This window comes from Ruegeria sp. I1 (assembly GCF_056532675.1).
Window position 1 is genome coordinate 23,334 of the sequence record NZ_JBQFNM010000005.1, and the last position, 23,785, is coordinate 47,118.

Sequence of the window (23,785 nt, forward strand, 5' to 3'; positions counted from 1 at the left end):
TCCTCATTTATTGTGTACTATAGTATACATTTGGGGATTGAGTCGCCCGATTTCAACTCAGGTATGGCGTGAATGCGGTTGGATGCAAATAGTGTCGCGACTGGGCGAAGACGACAGTGATCGCTTTGCATCTGCATGTGACTGCGGTATCGGGGCGGAATGAAACTGATAATTGATACAGACCCCGGCATCGATGACGCGATGGCCATCGCTTACGCTGCTGCGGCACCCGAGATTGACCTGATCGGTTTGACAACGGTTTTTGGCAATACACATGTCCACCAATCCAGCCGGAACGCCCGGTTTCTGGTCGACAAATTGGGTTTGCATATCCCCGTTGCCCAAGGCGCGAGTGCGGCTCATGGCAAAGACGATCACAGCCCATCCGAGCATGTGCACGGGCCAGAAGGCTTTGGTGATCTGACCGATATCCCCGAGATCGGGCAGAACCACGACCTGACAGCGGCTGAGTTTCTGGTCGAAATGGCGCACGAACATGCTGGTGAACTGGTGATCTGTGCCATCGGTCCGCTCACCAATATCGCCGATGCGATGGCACTGGACCCGGCGTTTTCAAAGAATCTTGGGCGGTTGGTGATCATGGGCGGCGCGGTCTATTGCCCCGGAAACATCACTCCGCATGCCGAAGCCAATATCTATCACGATGCGCAGGCCGCCGATGCGGTTTTTGCCGCGCCGCCCGAAACGGTTCTGGTGGGTTTGGATGTAACGCTGAAAACGCTGTATCAAAACGCCGATTTTGAGGCGCTGTCGCAGAAATCATCCGATATAGGGGTGTTCCTGCGCGACATCTCCAAGTTCTATTTGCAGTTCTACAAGGAGATCGGCGGCCTGGATGGCTGTGGCCTGCATGACTCGACCGCTGTGATCGCCTGTACCCATGACCATATGTTCGATTTGGTTCAAACAGGGGTGCAGGTGACTACCGAAGGAGATGCGTTGGGCGCGACAATACCGCAGGATGGCCGCCCGCCCGTGACCGTATGTCGAGATGTGGATGGGGCAGGGGTGGTTGACCTCTTCACGGCCCGCGTCGCTTCGCTGCCCTGACGGGTTGCAATGCATCAGCGGATCGGGCAAAGCCTGCCCGGTTCCGCGATCTGAGATGATGATATGACCCAGCCGTTTTCATTTGACCTCAAAGCCACCGATGGCAAGGCCCGCACAGGTGTTATCAACACGCCCCGTGGTGAGGTGCGCACGCCAGCGTTTATGCCGGTCGGAACGGCGGCGACGGTCAAGGCGATGATGCCGGAAAGCGTGCGCGCAACCGGGGCGGATATCCTGCTGGGAAACACCTATCACCTGATGCTGCGTCCCACAGCTGAGCGGATCGATAGGCTAGGTGGTCTGCACAAGTTCATGAACTGGGACCGGCCCATTCTGACGGATTCGGGCGGGTTTCAGGTTATGTCTCTGGCCGGGTTGCGCAAACTGACCGAGAAGGGCGTGACCTTCAAATCCCATGTGGATGGGTCGAAACACGAACTAACGCCGGAACGGTCGATGGAGATCCAACGCCTGCTGGGCTCGGATATTGTGATGTGTTTCGACGAATGCCCTTCGCTGCCCGCTGATCGGGATCGGATCGCCGAGTCGATGCGGCTGTCGATGCGGTGGGCCGAGCGGTCTCGGGAAGCGTTTGGCGACCGCCCGGGCCATGCGCTGTTCGGCATCATGCAGGGCGGGTTGGAACAGGACCTGCGCGAAGAAAGCGCCGAGGCGCTGAAGGCGATTGGTTTTGAAGGCTACGCCATTGGTGGTTTGGCTGTCGGTGAGGGGCAGGAAGCGATGTTCGACTGCCTCAACTACGCGCCCGACTTCCTGCCCACGGACAAGCCGCGCTATCTGATGGGCGTGGGCAAGCCCGACGATATCGTGGGTGCCGTTGCGCGCGGCGTCGACATGATGGATTGCGTATTGCCATCACGCTCAGGGCGCACAGGGCAGGCGTTTACGAGACGTGGTGTCGTCAACATCAAAAACGCCCGCCACGCTGATGATCCGCGCCCGCTGGACGAGGAATGCTCGTGCCCGGCCTGTTCGAACTATTCGCGCGCTTATTTGCATCATGTGTTCCGGTCGAATGAGATGATTTCGGGCATGCTGCTGACTTGGCACAATTTGCATTACTTCCAGGACATCATGCAGGGCATGCGGGATGCGATCGCTGCCGGAACTTTCGACGCGTGGCAGGCTGAGTTTCATGCTACGCGCGCGCAAGGTGATATCGAGCCGCTATAGCCGTCCCGTTCGGGTGACAATAGCGTGGTTTTCAGGTGGTCTAAGACCACTTCAAGCAACGCTATTTTTAGTTCGTGACCCGGAGAGTTTTTATGTTTCGCCTTTTTCTCGGTGCAGCCGTTTTCTGCGCGACACCTGCTATTTCAGATGTCTGGACCTTTGAAACCCCATCCGAAAATATTCAATGTTCGGTGGGCGAAGGCGCTGAGTCTTCTGATATCCAGTGCACGATAATCGAAAAGTCCGGCCAGCCCGCATTGCCGCGGCCTTCGGACTGCCAATCCGACTGGGGCCATGATTTCTTGATGTTCAATACCGGCCCTGTGGAAATGCTGTGCCAGCCGCTGAATCGAAACCGCGACGGGTTTGAACGTGCGGAATATGGGGTCACGGGCCAGTTTGGTGGATTTACCTGCAGTTCCTCTCGGAAAGGTCTGGAATGCCGCAATCAGGACGGCCACGGATTTTTCCTGTCCCGCGCCGTGCAGCGTGTGTTCTGAATTTTGGCTGCGTATTTTGCATGCGTAGGGCTCTAATTTCGGTGGATATCTCGGTCGGGCGCCTTGCAGTCCGGAAAGCCTCGGGTCATGCTGAGAACTGAGACATGATGGTGAGGTTGAAATAGGGCCCATACAGCCCCACCTTTAACCATCCAAGACAGGAGACGGCCAGCGGTTGCCTCAAGCAGGGACCAGAGCCGTCTTGCCAACGATAAGGATAGAGCATGCAAGAGCCTCTGAATTCCTCATACCCCGTCCTGCCGCTGCGCGATATTGTGGTGTTCCCGCATATGATCGTGCCGCTGTTCGTGGGCCGAGACAAATCGGTCCGCGCGCTGGAAGAGGTGATGCAGGATGATAAGCAAATTCTGTTGTCCAGCCAGATCGACCCCGGTGTCGATGATCCGGAAGTGGACGGCATCTATCAGGCCGGTGTTTTGGCCAATGTGCTGCAGCTGCTGAAACTGCCCGATGGCACCGTGAAGGTGCTGGTCGAAGGGCAGGCGCGCGTGCAGATTACGGAATTCCTTGAAAACGATCAGTTTTTCGAGGCCCGTGCCGAGTATCTGACCGAGATTCCTGGCGATGTGACCACCACGCAGGCGCTGCTGCGCACTGTGGCGGATGAATTTGAGCGCTATGCAAAAGTGCGCAAGAATATCCCTGAAGAGGCCCTGACCGCAGTCGGTGAAACCACCGAGCCTGCCAAGCTTGCCGACCTTGTGTCGGGTCATCTGGGCATTGAGGTTGAACAAAAGCAAGAACTGCTGGAGACGCTCTCGGTCAGTGAGCGGCTTGAGAAGGTCTATGGTCTGATGCAGGGCGAAATGTCGGTGCTTCAGGTCGAGAAAAAGATCAAGACCCGCGTCAAATCCCAGATGGAGAAGACGCAGCGCGAGTATTATCTGAATGAGCAGATGAAGGCCATTCAGAAGGAGCTTGGCGATGGCGAGGACGGCTCGAACGAAGTTGCCGAGCTGGAAGAGAAAATCGCCGAGACCAAGCTGTCGAAAGAAGCGCGCGAAAAGGCCGAAGGCGAGCTGAAGAAGCTGCGCAACATGAGCCCGATGTCGGCTGAGGCCACCGTCGTGCGCAACTACCTGGACTGGATCCTGTCGCTGCCGTGGGGCACCAAATCCCGCGTCAAAAAGGATCTGGGCCGCGCGCAGGACATTCTGGATGCTGATCACTACGGGCTTGAGAAGGTCAAGGAACGGATCGTTGAGTATCTGGCGGTTCAGCAGCGTTCGAAAAAGCTGAAAGGCCCGATCCTGTGCCTTGTTGGCCCTCCGGGAGTGGGTAAAACCTCGCTGGGTAAATCGGTCGCCAAAGCCACGGGGCGCGAGTTCATTCGTATCTCGCTGGGCGGCGTGCGCGACGAATCCGAGATTCGGGGTCACCGTCGGACATATATTGGCTCGATGCCCGGCAAGATCATCCAAGCGCTGAAAAAGGCCAAAACCACGAACCCGCTGATCTTGCTCGATGAAATCGACAAGATGGGGCAGGACTTCCGTGGCGACCCGGCCTCGGCAATGCTTGAGGTTTTGGACCCGGAACAGAACAACACGTTCATGGATCACTACCTTGAGGTGGAATATGACCTGTCCAACGTGATGTTCCTGACCACGTCGAACAGCTACAACATGCCTGGGCCTCTGCTGGACCGGATGGAGATCATCCCACTGGCCGGTTACACCGAAGAGGAAAAATCCGAGATCGCCAAGCAGCACCTGATTGGCAAGCAGGTCAAAAACCATGGTCTCAAGGCCAAAGAGTTTGAACTGACCGATGAGGCGCTGCAATCGATCATCCGCACCTACACCCGCGAGGCGGGTGTGCGGAACCTTGAACGCGAGATCGCCAAAGTGGCGCGAAAGTCGCTGACCAAGATCATCAAGAAAGAAGCAGATACCGTGACGGTGACGCCAGACAATCTGGATGATTTCCTAGGTGTGCCGAAGTTCCGCTATGGTCTGGCCGAACAGGACGATCAGATTGGTGTCGTGACCGGTCTGGCTTGGACCTCGGTAGGGGGCGACCTGCTGCATATCGAGGCGTTGAAACTGCCCGGCAAGGGGCGGATGAAAACCACCGGTAAGCTGGGCGATGTGATGAAGGAATCCATCGACGCGGCGTCGTCTTACGTGCGGTCGATCTCGCCGAAGATCGGGGTGAGGCCACCGCAATTCGATAAGCTGGACATCCACGTCCACGTACCGGATGGGGCAACGCCCAAGGATGGCCCATCGGCGGGTCTGGCGATGGTCACGTCGATTGTCTCGGTCCTGACCGGTATTCCGGTGCGCAAGGACATCGCAATGACGGGCGAGGTCTCGCTGCGCGGGAACGCGATGCCGATCGGTGGTTTGAAGGAAAAACTGCTGGCAGCGCTGCGTGGTGGCATCAAAACGGTTCTGATCCCGGAAGAGAATGAAAAGGATCTGGCCGACATCCCAGACAATGTGAAGGACGGGCTGGAGATCATCCCGGTCAAACATGTCTCGGAGGTGCTGAAACAGGCGCTGGTGCGTGATCCTGAACCCATTGATTGGGACGAGGCCGCTGAGGAAGCAGCCGCTGCCGCTGCCAAAGCTGCGGAAAGTGCGGGTCCTTCAGCGACTGCGCACTGAGCTTTCAAGCAGAATTCAAAGAGGCGGGCCATTAGGTCCGCCTTTTTCGTTTTTTTGGAAGCGGTTTAGCGAGCAAATCCGCTGCGGGGTTTAAACAAGTCTTCAAAGGTAAGATGGTGGGTGATAAGAGATTTGAACTCCTGACATCTTCGATGTGAACGAAGCGCTCTACCACTGAGCTAATCACCCATAGCGCGTGCTGTTATCGTGTCCTGATGGCCCGCGCAAGCCCGCGCGGCCCGGAAAACGCTGTGTGACACACGAAAATGGGGCCTTTGATTTTGGCGGCCTGGAAAAATCAGGCTTCTGTCAAAAAACTTCAAAACGCCGCTTGACGATGTCGGGGCAGGGCCATAATACACCCCAACGTTCCATCGGGAACGGGCAGTGGGCGGTTGTAGCTCAGTTGGTTAGAGTACCGGCCTGTCACGCCGGGGGTCGCGGGTTCGAGCCCCGTCAACCGCGCCATCACTGCCAGCCTTTGATCCGGGCAAACGGATCGGACATAGACCCAAAATGCGCGGTTGTAGCTCAGTTGGTTAGAGTACCGGCCTGTCACGCCGGGGGTCGCGGGTTCGAGCCCCGTCAACCGCGCCATTTTCCTTCGATCATGTCATGTCATCAAAACGCAGGCCGCGCCCTGCGCGTTTGCATTGCATCCTGTCAGGATGTGTCGGCAATAATCCAAAAGTTCCACCTTTGTTCTAACTTTTCTGTTGGAGACTCAGCGCCGCTCGCCTATTTCTAGGACACTTATGTGGTTGGGGGCCTGAATGGCTGAGCTGAAGAACATCGAAGTGCGCGGTGCGCGCGAACATAACCTCAAGGGGATCGACGTCGATATCCCTCGGGATCAGCTGGTGGTGATCACCGGCCTGTCCGGTTCGGGCAAGTCCTCACTGGCCTTTGATACGATCTATGCCGAGGGTCAGCGCCGGTATGTCGAAAGCCTGTCCGCCTATGCGCGTCAGTTCCTGGATATGATGGAAAAGCCGGATGTGGACCACATCAGTGGTCTTTCGCCAGCAATCTCGATTGAGCAGAAGACCACGTCGAAAAACCCACGTTCGACCGTGGGGACCGTGACCGAGATTTACGACTATCTACGTCTGCTGTTCGCACGGGCAGGGACGCCCTATAGCCCTGCAACCGGCCTGCCAATCGAGGCTCAGCAGGTGCAGGATATGGTCGACCGGATCATGACGATGGAGGAGGGGACGCGGGGGTACCTGCTGGCCCCCATCGTGCGGGATCGGAAAGGCGAATATAAGAAAGAGTTTCTTGAACTGCGCAAGCAGGGGTTCCAGCGTGTGAAGGTCGACGGTGACTTTTACGAGCTGGACGAACCACCCACGTTGGACAAGAAATTCCGTCACGATATCGACGTGGTGGTCGACCGTCTGGTGGTCCGCAAAGGGATGGAGACCCGGCTGGCTGACAGTCTGCGCACTGCTTTGGACCTGGCGGATGGCATTGCCGTTCTGGAAACGGCACCGCGTGAAGGTGACCCAGAGCGTATCACGTTCAGCGAGAATTTTGCCTGCCCGGTTAGTGGCTTCACTATCCCCGAGATCGAACCCCGGTTGTTTTCCTTCAACGCGCCGTTTGGCGCTTGCCCGGATTGTGACGGCTTGGGGGTGGAGCTGTTTTTTGACGAACGGCTGGTTGTGCCGGACCAGACATTGAAACTGTATGATGGGGCCTTGGCCCCGTGGCGCAAGGGTAAGTCTCCGTACTTTCTGCAAACTATCGAGGCCATCGCACGGCATTATGAGTTCGACAAGAACACCCCCTGGAAAGATTTACCTAAGAAGGTGCAACAGGTGTTCCTGCGAGGATCGGGGGATGAGGAGATTCAGTTCCGCTATGATGAAGGCGGGCGGGTTTATCAGGTCACCCGTAGTTTTGAGGGCGTGATCCCGAATATGAAGCGCCGCTATCGCGAGACCGACAGTGCATGGATTCGCGAAGAGTTCGAGCGGTATCAGAACAATCGTCCCTGTGGCACCTGTGAAGGCTATCGCCTGCGCCCCGAAGCGCTGGCCGTGAAGATCGCCGGTCTGCACGTGGGGCAGGTTGTTGAGATGTCAATCCGAGAGGCGCTGGCCTGGGTTGAGGATTCACCAAACCATCTTTCCGCCCAAAAGAATGAGATCGCGCGGGCTATTTTGAAGGAAATCCGCGAACGGCTGGGGTTCTTGAATAACGTCGGTTTGGAATACCTTACGCTGTCACGTTCAAGTGGCACTTTGTCCGGTGGTGAAAGCCAGCGTATCCGGTTGGCCAGCCAGATCGGCTCGGGCCTGACCGGCGTTTTGTATGTGCTGGATGAACCCTCTATCGGGTTGCACCAGCGCGATAATGATCGGTTGCTGGGGACGCTCAAGAACCTGCGGGATCAGGGCAATACCGTGATTGTGGTCGAGCATGACGAAGAAGCCATCCGCGAGGCGGATTACGTCTTCGACATCGGCCCCGGTGCCGGTGTGCACGGCGGGCAGGTTGTCAGCAAAGGTACTCCGGGCGAAATTGCGGCAGATGCGGCCTCGGTCACCGGGCAATATCTGGCCGGAACGCGCGAGATTGCGGTCCCGACTGAGCGGCGCAAAGGCAACGGCAAGAAACTGACCGTTGTGAAAGCGACGGGCAATAACCTCAAGAATGTGACCGCAGATTTTCCACTGGGCAAGTTTGTCTGTGTCACGGGCGTGTCCGGCGGGGGGAAGTCGACGCTGACGATTGAGACATTGTTCAAAACCGCCTCGATGCGGTTGAACGGCGCGCGGCAAACTCCGGCGCCGTGCGAGACGATCAAAGGGTTGGAGCATCTGGACAAGGTTATCGACATTGACCAGCGACCGATTGGGCGTACGCCGCGGTCCAATCCAGCGACCTACACCGGGGCGTTCACCCCGATCCGTGACTGGTTCGCCGGACTGCCTGAGGCGAAGGCCCGCGGGTACAAGCCAGGGCGGTTCAGCTTCAACGTCAAAGGGGGGCGGTGTGAGGCCTGCCAGGGCGACGGCGTCATCAAGATCGAGATGCACTTTCTGCCTGATGTCTATGTCACCTGCGAAACCTGCAAAGGCGCACGGTACAACCGCGAGACGCTGGAGATAAAGTTCAAAGGCAAATCCATCGCTGATGTGCTGGATATGACCGTCGAGGATGCGCAGGAGTTCTTCAAGGCGGTGCCATCGATCCGGGACAAGATGGACGCTCTGGCGCGCGTGGGGCTGGGTTACATCAAGGTTGGTCAGCAAGCCACGACCTTGTCGGGGGGCGAGGCACAGCGGGTGAAGCTGTCAAAAGAACTCAGCAAACGCTCGACCGGGCGGACGCTGTATATTCTGGATGAACCGACGACAGGTCTACATTTCGAGGATGTGCGTAAGCTACTGGAAGTGCTGCATGAATTGGTTGATCAAGGGAACACCGTTGTCGTGATCGAACACAATCTGGACGTTGTGAAAACCGCAGACCACATCATTGATATCGGCCCTGAAGGCGGCGATGGGGGTGGTGAGATCGTGGCGACCGGTACGCCGGAAGACGTGGCCGAGGTGAAACGCAGCCATACAGGGCGGTATCTGAAGCCTATGCTGTCTGGGACACGTGTGGCGGCCGAATAGGGCGCGCGTTTCTTTGAGAGGGAAGGCAGCGAGGCTCTGCCTCGCGCTCCGGGATATTTTTGGCCAGATGAAGAATGGATCGCAGCAGTTAGCTGCGACCTCGTTTTTCAAATCGCGGTAGCATGGCTGAGAAATCCTGGCCAAGGCCGTTTTCTGCTTCGACAAATTGCTCGTAAAGGGCGGTGGCGGCCTGGCCCATTGGGGTATCCGCATCGGCGCTGTCGGCGGCTTGCTGACTGAGGCGCAGGTCTTTCAACATCAGCTCGGCAGCAAAGCCGGGTTGGTAGTTGTTATCGGCAGGACTGGTCGGGCCGACGCCGGGGGCTGGGCAATAGGCATTCATGGTCCAGCTGTAGCCGGATGAGGTGCTGACCACGTCGAACATCTTTTGACGGTCCAGTCCCAATTTGTCGGCCAAGGCAAAGGCTTCGCAGGTGGCGATCATGGTAACGCCAAGGATCATGTTGTTGCAAATCTTGGCTGCCTGTCCGGCCCCGGCCTCGCCGCAATGCACCGCCTTTTGACCCATTATGTCGAATAGAGGGGCGGCTTTGGCAAAGGCGTCATTGGTTCCGCCTGCCATGAAAGTAAGCGTACCGGCTGAGGCGCCGCCGATCCCGCCTGAAACGGGCGCATCGACCGATAGCAAGCCAGCGCTACCGGCTTGATCAGCCACAGCGCGCGCGCTGTCGACATCAACGGTGGAGCAATCGATCAGAGCAGCGCCAGATAGCATATGGGGGATGATTTGATCGGCAACAGCCCGCAGGATGGTGCCGTTTGGTAGCATCGTTATGACAGCATCGGCTCCAGACACGGCATCGGCGGCGGTTTCTGCCTTTGCCACACCATCGACACTGACCCCGGCGGTATCGAACCCGCGCACCTGATAGCCTGCTTTGGCCAGATTGGCCGCCATGGGCGCGCCCATGTTGCCCAGCCCGATGAACCCGATTTGCATGTCTTATTCCTCCTCGAAAGTCAGGGCGTCCTTGCCCAAGGGCTGCAACATCTTTGAAACCGCGACCGCAGGCACGATCATATCCGCGTATTGCCAGCGGGGGTTGCGATCCTTGTCGATGATCTGCGCCCGAATGCCTTCCAGAAGATCACCGTGCTGCATGGCGCGGAAGGTGAAGCGGTATTCCATTTCCAGCGCCCGATGCATGGTCAGCGCAGCCCCGCGCAGGCGGTGCAGCATCTCGACCGTGCAGGCGGTTGACAGCGGCGCGTTGCGCTCGAGCTTGGCAAGCGCTTTCGCCGCGAACTCTGATCCGTTTCCACGCAGGTTGGTGAGGATATCGCCAAGTGTTTCACCGCCAAAGCTGTCATCGATTTCGGATTGCAGATCGGCAAGGTCGCCGTTGGGCGGCGTTACCGCGTGTTCTGCGATCAAATCGGTATTGCCGGAGGCTTCCAGCATTTCGATCAGGTCTGCCCACTGATCCTGTGGGATGAAGTGATCGGCGAAGCCTGCAAGGATCGCATCGGCAGGCCCCATGCGATGGCCTGTGGTGCCCAGGAACTCTCCCAACCGGCCAGGGGCGAGAGCCAGCATCAGGGTGCCGCCAACGTCAGGAACCAGCCCGATAGAACATTCCGGCATTGCGATCTGGGAACTTTCGCCAACAATCCGGTGGCTGCCATGGCAGCCAATGCCGACGCCGCCGCCCATGGTGAACCCTTGCAGGAAGCTGACGACAGGCTTGGGATATTCAAAGATCAATGCGTTCAGACGGTATTCATCGCGCCAAAACGTCTGGCCATAGGTGAAATCGCCCTGTGTTCCTGTCTTGTAAAGTTCTGCAATGTCACCCCCGGCGCAAAAGGCTTTGTCACCCTGGGCATCGAAAATGATCAGATCAACCGCGTCATCCTCACGCCAGTTGCGCAGAGCAGTATCAATGGCCATGCACATGTCATAGGTCATGGCGTTCAGCGCCTTGGGACGGGTCAGGGTGATACGCCCAGCGCGCCCGGTTGTGCGGATGTCGATATCGGACATGGACCCTTTAGCCTTGTGCAATCATCTGACGCGCAACGATCACGCGCATGATCTCATTCGTGCCTTCCAATATCTGGTGCACCCGCAGATCGCGCACAAGCTTTTCGATGCCGTAGTCAGCCAGGTAGCCGTAGCCGCCATGAAGTTGCAGACATTGATCCACGACCTTCGACCCGGTCTCGGTCACGAATTTCTTGGCCATGGCGCAGAATTTAGTTGCATCGGGCGCGCCCTGATCCAGTTTCCAGGCGGCTTGGCGCAGAAAGGTGCGTGCGGCCTGCAGTTCAATCTCCATATCCGCAAGGCGGAATTGCAGGGCCTGAAACTGATCGATGGATTTTCCAAAGGCCTTGCGTTCTGACATGTATTGCAAGGTCATGTCCAACCCGGCCTGTGCCGCGCCCAGGGAACATGAGGCGATGTTCAGACGACCACCGTCCAAGCCCATCATGGCATATTTAAACCCGTCGCCTTCGATCCCGACCAGATTGCCCGACGGGATTTTGCAGTCGTCGAACTGAACCTGCGCGGTGGGCTGGCTTTTCCAACCCATCTTCTGTTCCAGCGCGCCAAAGCTTAGGCCCGGTGTGCCATCCTCGACATAGACGGTTGAGATACCCTTGGGGCCGTCCTGACCGGTACGCACCATGCAGACATAGGCGTCCGAATACCCTCCACCGGAGATGAAGGCCTTGGAACCGTTCACCGTGTAGCCCTCATTCGTGCGTTCTGCGCGGGTCTTCAGTGCAGCTGCGTCCGAGCCGGAGCCCGGTTCGGTCAGGCAGTAGCTGAGGACTGTGTTCAGGCTCAGGACCTCGGGCATGATGCGGGACTTCAAATCGTCGCCGGCAAAGCTGTCCAGCATCTTGGCGCACATATTGTGGATCGAGAGGAACGCAGCAACCGAGGGGCAGGCCATAGACAAAGCCTCGAACACCAGCGTGGCGTCCAATCGGGTCAGGCCCGAGCCTCCGCTATCCTCGGACACATAGAGCGCACCAAACCCTAGCTCGCCGATCTGGGGCCACAGCTCTTTTGGGATGGTGCCGTCACTTTCCCATTGCCGTGCGAATGGGGCGATGTTTTCCTGCCCAAACCCATAGGCCATATCGAAAATCGCGGTCTGTTCCTCGGTCAGCCCGAAATCCATTGCTACCCTCCCGTCGGCATTGAATTGAACGGTTGTTTATTTCTCAATCGTTACAGAAATTTTTCAAGGTCGGCAATTGCAGGCGGCGCGCGTTTTTCAGTGCTGGTACGGGGTCACAGATCCGCGTGGAATTCCTCGATCAGATGCCGCACAACCGCTTGGCCCGGGTCGTCTCCCTTGGCGACAGCCTCAGCATGAATGCGGCGCTGGCGGGTGGCCGAGGTTCCGGTTTCGGCGATCTGGCGCAAGCGGGCAAGTTCGGTCATAGTGCCCAAGGCCTCGGCATCCTCAGCCAGCATGCCCATCAGTTCGCCGATGAGTTCGGCCATGGGTTTGACCGAACGATCTCCAAAATCAATCAAGCCTTCGCCGACTCCGTAGCGTTGTGCGCGCCAACGGTTTTCGCCGATCAGAAAGCGATCATATTGGCGCCAGCGCAGGTTTCGCGCTTTTAAGCGGCACAACATCCGGGTTAGGGCCTGGACTAAAGCGGCTAAAGATAAGGTGTGTTCCAGACGCGGTTGAACATCCATAATTCGCGTCTCAAGTGTGGGAAAGCGATGTGAAGGGCGCAGATCCCACCAGATTTTGGAGGTGTCCTCGATTACGCCGAGCTCTACCAGAACTCCGGTTGTCCGCTCATATTCCGACCAGCCGCTGAAATCCGGCGGCAGGCCGGTGCGGGGCAGGTTGTCAAAGACGGTCAGCCGGTACGAGGACAAACCGGTATCTTCGCCATTCCAGAATGGCGACGAGGTTGAAAGCGCCAGAAGATGTGGCAGGAAATAACACAGCTGAGGCATTAGATCGGCCCGCAATGCCTGATCCTCGACCCCGACATGCACGTGCATCCCGCAGATCAGCATGCGCCGCGCCACGCCGCCCAGTGCGTGCTGAAGGGCATCATAGCGCTCTTTCCGCGTGTGATGCTGGTCTTTCCAATTGGCGAAAGGATGACAGGAAACGGCGATTGGGCTGAGATTGTAATGCGCCGCGTGTTTCGAAACACAGCTGCGCAAGCGCTTGAGATCCTCACGCGCGCTTTTGATCGTGCTATGAGGTCGGGTTCCTACTTCGATCTGGCATTGCAGGAATTCTGGGCTAACCTGACCTTCGAAATCGGTCTGGCAGGCCTCCATCAGGGCGGCGGGTGCCTCGGTCAGTTGCAGGCTGTCGCGGTCGACCAGCAGATACTCTTCTTCGATGCCCAGCGTGAAATCCTGCTGCATGGGCGGACCTCTCTTTATCGTGTTGATCCAGTGAATACGGAAATTGGCCTTTTGCCAAGGGTTTGGCGTTCTGCCGCTTGCAGAGGTCGGTCCTGCACAGGTAAGGAGCGGTAACTGCCCCCTCAGATCGGAGCCCGCCGCGTGAAACCCAGAAAATTCCCCCGGATCAACGCCGCGTTGGACCGTTTTGGCGTCAAGCTGATCGATAAGCTCACCGAGCGGGAGGAGCGTGCGCGGCTCGAAACCTTTGAGCAGGCAGGAGGGCTGACGCGCCCGGCCTATGCCCTGTCACCGGGGATGGCGGGGTTTGATATCGAGCCGCTGAAACAAGAGTTCGCGCAGCATCATGACGCTCTGGCCGCGCTGAAAGACCCCGCGCGCAACAAAACCGGCTATCGCATTGGCAATGGCTATTACGACAGTCCGGATGCGGATGCGCTGTATCTGATGATCCGTCGGTTCCAGCCAAATCGGGTGATCGAGATCGGGTGCGGGAACTCAACCCGTGTGACGCGGCAAGCGATCATCGATGGCGGTTTGGACACAACGATAACGGCCATTGATCCGTATCCTCGTGCCGATATCGCTCATGTGGTTGATGCGTTCGAACAAAAACGGCTGGAGGATGTGGACCCGGCGCTGTTCGACCAGCTTGAGGCAGGCGATGTCCTATTTATCGACTCCAGCCATGTCGTGCGGATGTCCAACGACGTGGCGCACCTGTTCTGCCGGATCATTCCTGCGCTGAAACCCGGTGTTGTGATCCATGTGCACGATGTTTTTTTGCCCTATGAGTATCCCAAGCGCTTCTTCTATGATTGTCCGGGCTGGGGCGAGCAGTACATGCTGCACGCAATGCTGCAATCAGGCGCGTTTTCAATGCTTTGGCCGGGGTATTACCTGCAACAGGATCGTCCCGATGCGGTCGAGGCACTGCCGTTTCTGGCCGATGGTAGGGCGCAGAGCATTTGGGTTCAGATCAAGGAACGGTGATCGCAAAGTGATCCGGCTTGGAACAAGGCCCGTACCCCTTTCCATAACAAGCTGGAGAGGAGAAGACAGCCATGTTTCGTCGTACGTTTATGGGCGCTGCCGCCGCAATCGCACTTGCCATGCCGCTAAAGGCCCAAGCTGCTGACATTGTCGACACCGCCGTTTCGGCCGGATCGTTCAGCACTTTGGTTGCAGCCGTTCAGGCCGCCGGACTGGTCGATACGCTGAAGGGGGATGGCCCGTTCACTGTATTCGCACCAACCGATGAAGCATTTGCTGCGCTGCCCGAAGGCACCGTTGAAAGCCTTCTGTTGCCCGAAAACAAGGATCAACTGGTCGCGATTCTGACCTATCACGTGGTTCCGGCCAAAGTCATGTCGGGCGATATCGCAGGCAAGCGCGCGAAGGTTCTGACCGTGCAGGGCGACCGCCTGAGCGTGAATGCCAGAAACGGCGTCAAGGTCAACGGCGCCGAGGTGATCCAGGCAGATATTGAGGCCAGCAACGGTGTGATCCACGTGATCGACGAAGTGATGCTGCCGGAGTAATCGCCACCACTCACGAAAAAGCCCCGGTCCTGATGGCCGGGGCTTTGCTGATTCTTGGGTATCGCGTTTCAGACCAGACGCACCTGCGTGCCGACCTGCACCAGCGGATACAGTTCTTCAACATGCTGGTTGTAAAGACCAATGCAGCCGGACGAGCTCTGACGTCCGATCTTGCGCGTGTCATGCGTGCCGTGCACCAGATAGGCGGGCCAGCCCAGATACATCGCGCGGGTGCCCAGTGGATTGCCGGGATCACCGCCATCCATTCGTACAGGCAGCGAAGGATCGCGTTCCCGCATTGATGCGGTCGGGGTCCAGCTGGGGTTTTCGGCTTTGCGCACCACTTTAGTATAACCGCGCTTTGTCAGTTCTTCGCTCATCGGAACGGAGCTTGGGTACAGCTTATAGGTCCCGTCAGGCCCCCAGTAATGCACAGCGCGGCTGGTGATATCCGCCAGTAAGCATCCAGAGCCCAATTCGTCAAAGTGATCCTGCCAATTCTGCTGTGAGAATGAGGATACATTGCGGCGCACCGGGGGTTGCGTGCTGATCGGGTCTTCCGCCTGCGGAAAAGCATCCAGGCTTTGGGCGCGCAGCAAAGCGGGCGTCGCCAGGACGGACGCTGCGCCCAACAGGGCAGAGCGGCGGGTCATACGGGAATTGGACAATTCGGCCTCCGAATATTCAAACTGCTCGATCAACAAATCGCGTATAAGATATTTCCGCAGGGCTTTGAATTCCAGCCCAAGCGGCCTGAATTTATCGTGAGGGCACAGGGCTATCTCAAAACCTCGGCAAGTCTTTGCACAAAAAAAACCGGCCCTGATGAGGCCGGTTTCTTGTTTTCGGGATAAACTTTAAAGGCTTAGTCCATGGCCTTGAAGTTAAACTCGCCACCTTCCTTGATTCCCGACGGCCAGCGCGCGGTCACGGTTTTGGTGCGGGTATAGAACTTGAAGCTGTCCGGGCCGTGCTGGTTCAGGTCACCAAACATGGATTTCTTCCAGCCGCCGAAGGTGTGATAGGCCAGTGGAACAGGGATCGGCACGTTGATGCCAACCATCCCGATATTGATCCGGCTGGCAAAATCACGGGCGGTGTCACCATCACGGGTGAAGATCGCTGTCCCATTGCCGTATTCGTGATCCATGGCCAGGCCAATCGCCTCTTCGTAGGAACCGGCGCGGACGGTCGACAGAACCGGGCCAAAGATCTCTTGTTTGTAGATGTCCATGTCGGGCCTCACGTGGTCAAACAGGTGCGGGCCGACAAAGAAGCCATCTTCATAGCCCTGCAGGCTGAAATCACGATTGTCGACAACCAGCTTCGCGCCTTGCTCAACGCCCGAGTTGATCAGGCCGAGGATACGCTCTTTTGCCGCACCGGTTACAACTGGGCCCATATCGACGTCGTCACCCGCAGTGTAAGGGCCAACTTTCAGCTTTTCGACACGCGGGATCAGCTTTTCGATCAGGCGATCCGCGGTTTCTTCGCCAACGGGGACGGCGACTGAAATTGCCATGCAGCGCTCGCCTGCCGCACCAAAACCAGCGCCGACCAGCGCGTCTGCCGCCTGATCCAGGTCAGCGTCTGGCATGACGATCATATGGTTCTTGGCGCCGCCAAAACACTGCGCACGTTTGCCGTTGGCGGTTGCGCGGCTGTAAATGTACTGCGCGATCGGGGTCGAGCCCACAAAGCTGACGCCTTGAATGATTTCGCTGTCGAGGATGGTATCGACGGCTTCCTTGTCGCCATTGACCACCTGGAATACACCTGCGGGCAAGCCAGCCTCGATGAACAGTTCGGCCAGCATCAGAGGGACAGAAGGGTCACGCTCGGACGGTTTAAGAACCACGGCATTGCCACAGGCCAAGGCGGGACCTACGTGCCACAGAGGCATCATTGCCGGGAAGTTGAACGGCATGATTGAGCCGACAACGCCCAGAGGTTGACGCATCGAATACATGTCAATGCCGGGGCCTGCGCTGTCGGTAAACTCACCCTTCAGCATCTGAGGCGCGCCAATGCAGTATTCAATCACTTCCAGACCACGCTGCAGATCGCCCTTTGCATCCGGAATGGTCTTGCCGTGCTCGCGGCTGAGCGCTTCGGCCAGCTTGTCCATGTCTCGGTTCATCAGGCCGACCATAGCCATCATGACACGTGCGCGTTTCTGCGGGTTGGTCGCGCCCCATGCTGGTTGCGCTGCGGCGGCGGCCTCAATCGCCGCCGTGGTTTCGGCCGCACTGGCCATCGGGCATTTGTATTGAACTTCGCCCGTTGCAGGATTGAAGACATCGTCAAACCGGCCCGAAGTACCGGCAACATACGCGCCATTCAGGAAATGGGTCAGGTCTTGCATCGAAAACTCCTCTGAATCTGTTGCGCGCAGAATAGGCTTGCAGAAATGACCTGAACAGGGGCAATAATTCAAAAGCGCTTTGCAAAAATGCAAAAAGGTAGATCATGAACCCAAATTGGGATGATATGAGGATTTTTCTGGCCGTTGCACGCGAGGAAAGCCTGTCATCAGCTGGCCGTATTCTGAAAATTGATCCCGCAACGGTTGGGCGCCGCATCGCGCGGCTTGAGGCCAGTCTGGATGCACCATTGTTTACCAAATCCCAGCAAGGCTACATGTTAACGACTGCAGGGGAACGTTTGCTGGATCATGCACAACAGGCCGAAGAGGCGATGCGCGCCGCCACCGGGGCCGTGGTCGGATCCTCCAAATCGCTCAGCGGACAAATTCGGATCGGTGCACCGGATGGATCAGCCAATTATCTGTTGCCTCAGGTCTGTGCACAAATCAGCGATGCGAATCCTGACCTGGATATTCAAATCCTTGCATTGCCCAGGATTATCAACCTTTCCCGGCGCGAGGCGGATATGGCTGTCACGGTCAGCGCGCCGACAGCTGGGAAATTGCTGGTTCAGAAAATCTGTGACTATCAGCTGCACATGGTGGCCGCGCAGGACTATTTGGATCGTCACAACGCGATCCAATCGGTTGCTGACCTGCAGGGCCATCGCCTGATCGGGTACATACCGGACATGATCTTTGACCGGGAACTGGACTATCTCAATGACATAGGTATCGACCGCGTTGCGCTGGCGTCGAACTCGGTCTCTGTTCAGTTGCGGCAGGTGTCACTGGGAACCGGTGTGTGCGTCGCACATGATTTCACGTTGCCGTTCCACCCGAACTTGCGGCAAATCCTAAAGGATCAGGTGAGTTTGACGCGCAGTTTCCACCTGGTTCGGCATCAGGGCGATCAGCGGAATGAGCGTTTGAATCGGTTCGCCGAGGCCCTGACCCAGGGCATTCGAGAAGAGGTCGCCCGGCTAGAAGCTGCCACAGCAGCTTGACAGGTTGCCCTGATCGCGCAACGCTTTGGAACAGATTATTATTCCGGAGGTGTTCTATATGCTCGTTCAGGCCATTCTGAAGTCTAAAGCCACGGAAGGTGTCGTTACCGTCAAACCCTCGGCCACGGTTTCTGACGCGTCGAAAATTCTGGCAGAAAAACGGATCGGTACCGTCGTCGTTTCGGAAGATGGTGGTCAGACGGCGGCGGGTATCCTGTCTGAAAGAGATATCGTCCGGGAACTGGCTGCCAGCGGCAGCGGATGTCTGAACGAACCCGTCAGTTCGTACATGACCAAGGAACTTGTGACGACGACGCGACAGGCAACGGTGCAGGACATCATGTCCCGTATGACCGAAGGCCGCTTTCGCCATATGCCGGTGGTCGAGGATGGCAAGCTGATCGGGATTGTCACGCTGGGCGATGTGGTCAAGGCACAGCTTGCAGAACTGGCCATGGAGAAAGATGCATTGCAAGGGATGATCATGGGCCACTAACGGGAGAGGGGTGCTTCAAGCCCTTGCACCTGCGGCAAAGTTATGTTTGCTAGCGCAGAAATTTTATTGCGCGGGAGAGCCTGATGCGGGTTGGATTATATCCAGGAACTTTTGATCCGATAACCTTGGGTCATATTGATATCATCCGTCGGGCCGCTGCGCTGGTGGACAAATTGGTGATCGGTGTCGCGATCAACCGTGACAAAGGACCGTTGTTCACCTTGGAAGAACGTGTGGCCATGATCGAGGCGGAATGCGCCCAGTTGACCCAGCAGACCGGGACCGAGATTGTTGCGCATCCGTTTGAGAATCTGCTGATCGATTGTGCTCGCGATGTCGATGCACAGATCATCGTGCGAGGGCTGCGGGCCGTTGCGGATTTTGAATATGAATTCCAGATGGTTGGTATGAACCGGGCGCTGGATGATACGATTGAAACCGTCTTCCTGATGGCCGAAGCGCGGCACCAAGCGATTGCCTCAAAACTGGTGAAGGAAATCGCGCGGTTGAACGGGGACGTGTCGAAATTCGTCACGCCCCGCGTGAATGACGCTCTGAAAGACCGTTTAGGATAGCGCGCCCATTGCGGCGGCGGTGTCCAGCATACGGTTTGAAAAGCCCCATTCATTGTCATACCAGGCCAGCACGCGGACCAAAGTGCCGTCCGTGACTTTGGTTTCATCCAGCGACACGGTCGAGCTGTGGGCATCGTGGTTGAAATCGATCGAGACCAGCGGGCGAGATTCCGCAGCCAGGACGCCGGGGATCTTTGCTGCTGCCTCGACGAACAGGGCATTCACTTCTTCTTCGGTGGTTGGACGTGACACTTCGGCCACCAAATCAACGACCGAGACATTCGGCGTGGGGACCCGGATCGCCTGACCGGTCAGTTTGCCTGCAAGCTGCGGTAGCACCAGACCGACAGCCGAAGCCGCACCGGTGGTGGTCGGGATCATCGATAGGGCAGCAGCGCGTGACAGGTAAGGGTCTTTACCCGCGTTATCATGAACGGGTTGACTGGCCGTGTAGGCGTGTACAGTGGTCATATTGCCATGCACAATGCCCAGCCCCGCATCCAGTGCCGCAGCGACCGGAGACAGGCAGTTGGTGGTGCAGGATGCGTTCGAGACGATCGTGTCTGCTGCCGTCAACTCGTGATCATTCACGCCGAAGACGACGGTTTTGACACCCCCATCACCGCGTGCGGGGGCCGAAATCAGTACTTTCTTCGATCCGTTCTTCAGGTGACGTTCTGCCGCCTCACGGGTACGGAAGACGCCGGTGCATTCCAGAACCACATCTACGTCAGACCATTCCAGTGCTTCGGGATCGCGCTCGCTGGTCAGGCGGATCGGACCTGCTCCAACATCCAGGCCTGCTTCGGTTAGCGTGACTTTGTTTGGATAGCGGCCATGCACACTGTCAAACTCAAACATATGCGCGTTCATTTCCGGTTTTCCCAGATCGTTGATTGCTACGATCTGCACATCTGTGCGGCCTGTTTCGATCAAGGCCCGCAGAACACCGCGCCCGATCCGTCCAAAGCCGTTGATTGCCAGTTTGAGTGTCATGTCACGCTCCGTTCGTCAGCTGGCCCCGATATGAGGCTTGGTTAGCGCTAACAATGGCAGATTGGCACGAATGTCAAGCAAAACCTAGATCAACGCCAGAAGGCGAGCCAGTCCAGAAACGCGTAAAGCTTTTTGCTTAGAAACACCAAATGTTCCGGGCCGAACAGTGCATAGTCCAGAATCACCACGCCAAGGATCAGAAGCCCAAGCCATATAGCGAGTTGATTTGTCATTCTTTCCCCGAACGAAAAAGGCCCGCCCAGATAACCTGAGCAGGCCCGAAGGTACAAGCGATGTGCAAAGGGTCAGTTAAGACGACCCATTGCAACCGCCACATCGGCCATGCGCACGGAAAAGCCCCATTCGTTGTCATACCAGGCCAGCACACGCACCATGCGGTTGTCGACCACACGAGTTTGATCCGGTGCAAAAATTGAGCTTTCTTCGGTATGGTTGAAATCGGTCGAAACCAGCGGAGCGGGCTCAAAGCCCAGAACGCGTTGCATCGGGCCTTTGGCGGCTTCTTCGACGATGGCGTTGACCTCTTCGACAGTGACATCGCGCGAGGCGCGGAAGCTCAGATCTACCGCCGAAACATTCGGGGTAGGCACGCGGATCGCCGAGCCATCAAGACGGCCCCTCAGATTGGGGAGAACTTCCCCCAAAGCTGCAGCGGCACCGGTCGAGGTCGGGATCATCGACATGGCGGCTGCACGCGCGCGGTACAGGTCGCTGTGGCGGCGGTCCAGCGTTGGCTGGTCGCCTGTATAAGCGTGGATCGTGGTCATGATGCCATGTTCGATGCCAACACCTTCGTCCAGCACCTTGGCAAGCGGAGCAAGGCAGTTGGTGGTGCAAGAGCCGTTCGAGACCATGTTGTCATTGGCGGTCAGAGTGTTGTGGTTCACGCCGAACACGATGGTCTTGTTGACGTTCTTGCCGGGCGCAGACAACAGAACCTTTTGTGCGCCACGTTCAAGATGCGTTTTTGCTTTGGTGCCATCGTTGAACTTGCCGGTGCATTCCAGAACGACATCGCAGCCTTCCCAGTCCAGCTCGTTCATGTCGTAGGTCGAGAACATGTGCATCGGGCCACGGCCAAGATCCATGGTGTTTCCGTCAATCGAGACGTCGCGGGGAAAACGGCCGTGGATACTGTCATATTTCAGCAGATGCGCCGAGGTTTCCAGCGGGCCGGTGGCGTTGACTTTGATCACCTCGATATCATTGCGCCCAGAGGCGGCGATATGCGACAGGGTACAGCGACCGATACGGCCAAAACCATTAATCCCGACCTTGATGGTCATAACATGTCTCCAGAATGCGCTTGCGTTGTTGGCCATATAGCGGTGAAACCTGAGTCTCAAAAGGGCAAAAATGGCATATTTTGAAGGTGTTAGCGCAAACCTGACCCGATTGCGCTAACGCTTGCGCTAGCTGTTGGATCAGGTAGGGTCCGAAACGCGACAGGTGACAGGAAAGGAAGCGCGATGAGCGGTCTGTTGGCCCTTTTGGACGATGTTGCGGGGATCGCCAAAGTTGCGGCTGCTTCGGTTGACGATGTTGTCGCCGCTGCGGGCAAGGCTGGGGCCAAGACGGCGGGTGTGATCATCGACGATGCGGCAGTAACCCCGAAATACGTTCAGGGTTTTGCGCCCGCGCGCGAATTGCCGATCATCTGGCGCATTGCTCGGGGGTCCTTTTTTAACAAACTGATATTGTTGCTGCCCGTTGCATTGTTGTTGGCCAATTTTGCACCATGGCTGATCACGCCGTTGCTGATGATCGGCGGCTCATACTTATGTTTCGAAGGGGCCGAAAAGATATTCCACGTGCTGTTTCCCCATGGCAGCCACGTCATCGACGAGGATATGAAAAACCGCGACCCAGGCCATTTGGAAGAACAGAAGGTCAAAGGCGCGATCAAGACGGATTTCATCCTGTCCGCCGAGATCATGACCATTGCATTGGCAGCGATTGAGGCCCCGAACCTGTGGATGCAGGCGGCAACCCTGGCCGTTGTTGGGATCGGGGTGACCGTGGCCGTCTATGGTTCGGTCGCGCTGATCGTGAAAATGGATGACGTGGGGCTGTTCCTGGCTGGCAACGCGCCCACGCCGATTGGGCGTGGTATCGGGCGCGGATTGGTCAAGGCCATGCCTGTAGTGATGAAGCTGTTGTCGATCATCGGCACCGCCGCCATGCTATGGGTTGGTGGGTCGATTGTGATTCACGGGCTTGAAGTGTTGGGCTATGGCTGGCTGGGTCACCACATTCATGATTGGGCCTATGCGCTGGGACATATGGCATCCGAGCAATGGGTCGGAGCAGTCGAGTGGATTTCCAAAGCAACAATGGATGGTATTTTCGGTCTGGTCTATGGGCTGGCGCTGATCCCGGTGGCAACCAGGATCGTTGCACCGTTGATGGGGATGGTTTCAGGATCTAGCAAACAGCACTGAAAATCCTGTTTGTGACGTTGGGTCGTTGTGGCCGCACGCCGAACGGCAGGTAGGCTGTGACCTGAAACACAAGAACTGGAACTCAAATGTCGTCTCATACGCTAACCGAGGTTCTTGAAAGCCGAACGCCGCAGGGCGATGACCTAAGCTATCCCGTGTCATCCAACTGGATGCAGGGCCGGACTACTTTCGGAGGATTCTCTTCTGCGCTGATGCTGGATGCGGTTCGCGCGCAGCATAAGGATTTGCCGCCCTTGCGCTCGGCTTTGGTGAATTTCACCGCACCGATTGGGACTTCGCCAATCATCAGCACTGAGGTGTTGCGGCAGGGGCGGAATGTGACCATCATCAATGCCCGCGCTCAGATCGACGGGAAAGTCGCAGCCATGGCGACGTTCTCCTTTGGTCATCCTCAGGATAGCCATGTCGCGTTTGACCGCCCGGCTAAACCTGCGGAAGAACCTGAAGACACGGGGCCTTATTTCCCGCCAGATTTGCCCAGACCTCCTATCCCGTTCCTTCAAAACTTCGATGTCCGGCTGGTTGAAGGCGCATTGCCGTTCTCGGGTGCTGAGAAAGGATATCTGCGTCTTTGGGCGCGACACAATGATCCGCGCATGTGGGATCGGATGGAAGGGTTAATTTCGGTTGCCGATCTGCCGCCACCTGCAATCTATCCAACGCTAAAGAAACCGGGTCCAAACTCGTCAATGAATTGGATTTTCAATGTGTTGGACGAGGATATTCAAACGCGTGACGGGTGGTTCTTGCTGGAGCATCAACTGACCGCCGGGCGCGATGGCTACAGCTCACAGGTCATGCGGGTCTGGAACACCGAGGGTGATCTGCTGGTCGACGGAATGCAGTCTGTGATTATCTTCGTCTAACAAAAAAGCCCCGGTGCGGACCGGGGCTTTTGACGTTTTCAG

The 23,785-nt window shown here is 57.3% G+C and carries 21 protein-coding genes and 3 tRNA genes; 14 read left to right on the forward strand and 10 right to left on the reverse strand.

All coding sequences use genetic code 11. From position 1 onward, the window contains the following. Positions 1 to 159: 159 nt before the first annotated feature. From ACR0DH_RS10670 to lon, 4 genes are all read left to right on the forward strand, one after another. On the forward strand, positions 160 to 1,071 hold the full coding sequence (locus tag ACR0DH_RS10670; RefSeq protein ID WP_480549412.1) for a nucleoside hydrolase: 912 nt from the start codon (positions 160 to 162) through the stop codon (positions 1,069 to 1,071). A 63-nt stretch (positions 1,072 to 1,134) separates the two neighbouring features. Further along, on the forward strand, positions 1,135 to 2,265 hold the full coding sequence (gene tgt, locus ACR0DH_RS10675; protein ID WP_480549410.1) for a tRNA guanosine(34) transglycosylase Tgt: 1,131 nt from the start codon (positions 1,135 to 1,137) through the stop codon (positions 2,263 to 2,265). Between the two features lie 92 nt (positions 2,266 to 2,357). Continuing rightward, positions 2,358 to 2,765, forward strand: a complete 408-nt coding sequence (locus tag ACR0DH_RS10680; protein WP_480541675.1) for a DUF6636 domain-containing protein — start codon at positions 2,358 to 2,360, stop codon at positions 2,763 to 2,765. A gap of 224 nt (positions 2,766 to 2,989) precedes the next feature. Beyond that, complete coding sequence (gene lon / locus ACR0DH_RS10685; protein ID WP_480549408.1) at positions 2,990 to 5,398, forward strand: endopeptidase La; 2,409 nt, start codon at positions 2,990 to 2,992, stop codon at positions 5,396 to 5,398. 114 nt (positions 5,399 to 5,512) lie between these two features. Here the strand turns inward: lon and ACR0DH_RS10690 are convergent. Beyond that, a tRNA-Val gene (locus ACR0DH_RS10690) sits at positions 5,513 to 5,587 on the reverse strand. 202 nt (positions 5,588 to 5,789) lie between these two features. On the opposite strand from ACR0DH_RS10690, the gene ACR0DH_RS10695 reads away from it, so the two are divergent. The 3 genes from ACR0DH_RS10695 (at position 5,790) to uvrA (ending at position 9,030) form a co-directional block, all read left to right on the forward strand. After that, positions 5,790 to 5,866, forward strand: a tRNA-Asp gene (locus tag ACR0DH_RS10695). A gap of 52 nt (positions 5,867 to 5,918) precedes the next feature. Continuing rightward, a tRNA-Asp gene (locus tag ACR0DH_RS10700) sits at positions 5,919 to 5,995 on the forward strand. A 176-nt stretch (positions 5,996 to 6,171) separates the two neighbouring features. Further along, positions 6,172 to 9,030, forward strand: a complete 2,859-nt coding sequence (gene uvrA / locus ACR0DH_RS10705; RefSeq protein WP_480549406.1) for an excinuclease ABC subunit UvrA — start codon at positions 6,172 to 6,174, stop codon at positions 9,028 to 9,030. Between the two features lie 88 nt (positions 9,031 to 9,118). Here the strand turns inward: uvrA and mmsB are convergent, their stop codons facing one another. From mmsB to ACR0DH_RS10725, 4 genes are all read right to left on the reverse strand, one after another. After that, positions 9,119 to 9,991, reverse strand: coding sequence for a 3-hydroxyisobutyrate dehydrogenase (mmsB, locus tag ACR0DH_RS10710; RefSeq protein ID WP_480549404.1), 873 nt, complete (start codon positions 9,989 to 9,991; stop codon positions 9,119 to 9,121). A 3-nt stretch (positions 9,992 to 9,994) separates the two neighbouring features. Continuing rightward, positions 9,995 to 11,035 carry an enoyl-CoA hydratase/isomerase family protein gene (locus tag ACR0DH_RS10715; RefSeq protein ID WP_480549403.1) on the reverse strand — a complete coding sequence of 347 codons (1,041 nt, stop codon included), beginning with the start codon at positions 11,033 to 11,035 and terminating at the stop codon, positions 9,995 to 9,997. Positions 11,036 to 11,042: 7 nt separating this feature from the next. Then, a complete protein-coding gene (locus ACR0DH_RS10720; protein ID WP_480549401.1) occupies positions 11,043 to 12,185 on the reverse strand; it encodes an acyl-CoA dehydrogenase family protein in 1,143 nt (380 codons plus the stop codon). Between the two features lie 113 nt (positions 12,186 to 12,298). Beyond that, on the reverse strand, positions 12,299 to 13,414 hold the full coding sequence (locus ACR0DH_RS10725; protein WP_480549399.1) for a carboxylate-amine ligase: 1,116 nt from the start codon (positions 13,412 to 13,414) through the stop codon (positions 12,299 to 12,301). A 141-nt stretch (positions 13,415 to 13,555) separates the two neighbouring features. Between ACR0DH_RS10725 and ACR0DH_RS10730 the strand changes: the two genes are divergently transcribed. After that, on the forward strand, positions 13,556 to 14,407 hold the full coding sequence (locus tag ACR0DH_RS10730; RefSeq protein ID WP_480549397.1) for a class I SAM-dependent methyltransferase: 852 nt from the start codon (positions 13,556 to 13,558) through the stop codon (positions 14,405 to 14,407). A 71-nt stretch (positions 14,408 to 14,478) separates the two neighbouring features. Beyond that, positions 14,479 to 14,955 (forward strand): fasciclin domain-containing protein, encoded by a 477-nt coding sequence (locus ACR0DH_RS10735; RefSeq protein WP_480549395.1) that lies wholly within the window; start codon positions 14,479 to 14,481, stop codon positions 14,953 to 14,955. A gap of 68 nt (positions 14,956 to 15,023) precedes the next feature. Here the strand turns inward: ACR0DH_RS10735 and ACR0DH_RS10740 are convergent, their stop codons facing one another. Then, on the reverse strand, positions 15,024 to 15,608 hold the full coding sequence (locus tag ACR0DH_RS10740) for a L,D-transpeptidase (RefSeq protein WP_480541763.1): 585 nt from the start codon (positions 15,606 to 15,608) through the stop codon (positions 15,024 to 15,026). A 212-nt stretch (positions 15,609 to 15,820) separates the two neighbouring features. Then, positions 15,821 to 17,320 carry a CoA-acylating methylmalonate-semialdehyde dehydrogenase gene (locus tag ACR0DH_RS10745; protein ID WP_480549394.1) on the reverse strand — a complete coding sequence of 500 codons (1,500 nt, stop codon included), beginning with the start codon at positions 17,318 to 17,320 and terminating at the stop codon, positions 15,821 to 15,823. Positions 17,321 to 17,424: 104 nt separating this feature from the next. On the opposite strand from ACR0DH_RS10745, the gene ACR0DH_RS10750 reads away from it, so the two are divergent. From ACR0DH_RS10750 to coaD, 3 genes are all read left to right on the forward strand, one after another. Then, positions 17,425 to 18,327, forward strand: a complete 903-nt coding sequence (locus ACR0DH_RS10750; protein WP_480549392.1) for a LysR family transcriptional regulator — start codon at positions 17,425 to 17,427, stop codon at positions 18,325 to 18,327. Between the two features lie 58 nt (positions 18,328 to 18,385). Then, entirely contained in the window at positions 18,386 to 18,823 is a 438-nt protein-coding gene (locus ACR0DH_RS10755) for a CBS domain-containing protein (RefSeq protein WP_480549390.1), read from the forward strand. Positions 18,824 to 18,906: 83 nt separating this feature from the next. Then, complete coding sequence (gene coaD / locus ACR0DH_RS10760; RefSeq protein ID WP_480549388.1) at positions 18,907 to 19,398, forward strand: pantetheine-phosphate adenylyltransferase; 492 nt, start codon at positions 18,907 to 18,909, stop codon at positions 19,396 to 19,398. Here the strand turns inward: coaD and gap (ACR0DH_RS10765) are convergent. The 3 genes from gap (ACR0DH_RS10765) to gap (ACR0DH_RS10775) all read right to left on the reverse strand — a co-directional run bounded on the left by gap (ACR0DH_RS10765) (position 19,390) and on the right by gap (ACR0DH_RS10775) (position 21,701). Then, positions 19,390 to 20,394, reverse strand: a complete 1,005-nt coding sequence (gene gap, locus ACR0DH_RS10765) for a type I glyceraldehyde-3-phosphate dehydrogenase (protein ID WP_480549386.1) — start codon at positions 20,392 to 20,394, stop codon at positions 19,390 to 19,392. The genes coaD and gap (ACR0DH_RS10765) overlap by 9 nt on opposite strands. Before the next feature lie 89 nt (positions 20,395 to 20,483). Further along, the gene (locus tag ACR0DH_RS10770) at positions 20,484 to 20,627 is read right to left on the reverse strand and encodes a hypothetical protein (protein WP_480549384.1); all 144 of its coding nucleotides are present in this window, start codon (positions 20,625 to 20,627) and stop codon (positions 20,484 to 20,486) included. A 72-nt stretch (positions 20,628 to 20,699) separates the two neighbouring features. Then, the gene (gene gap, locus ACR0DH_RS10775; RefSeq protein ID WP_480549382.1) at positions 20,700 to 21,701 is read right to left on the reverse strand and encodes a type I glyceraldehyde-3-phosphate dehydrogenase; all 1,002 of its coding nucleotides are present in this window, start codon (positions 21,699 to 21,701) and stop codon (positions 20,700 to 20,702) included. A 183-nt stretch (positions 21,702 to 21,884) separates the two neighbouring features. Between gap (ACR0DH_RS10775) and ACR0DH_RS10780 the strand changes: the two genes are divergently transcribed. Both ACR0DH_RS10780 and ACR0DH_RS10785 read left to right on the forward strand, forming a co-directional pair. After that, positions 21,885 to 22,856, forward strand: coding sequence for a DUF808 domain-containing protein (locus ACR0DH_RS10780; protein WP_480549380.1), 972 nt, complete (start codon positions 21,885 to 21,887; stop codon positions 22,854 to 22,856). Between the two features lie 86 nt (positions 22,857 to 22,942). Continuing rightward, entirely contained in the window at positions 22,943 to 23,743 is an 801-nt protein-coding gene (locus ACR0DH_RS10785) for a thioesterase family protein (RefSeq protein WP_480549378.1), read from the forward strand. Positions 23,744 to 23,785: the final 42 nt, after the last annotated feature.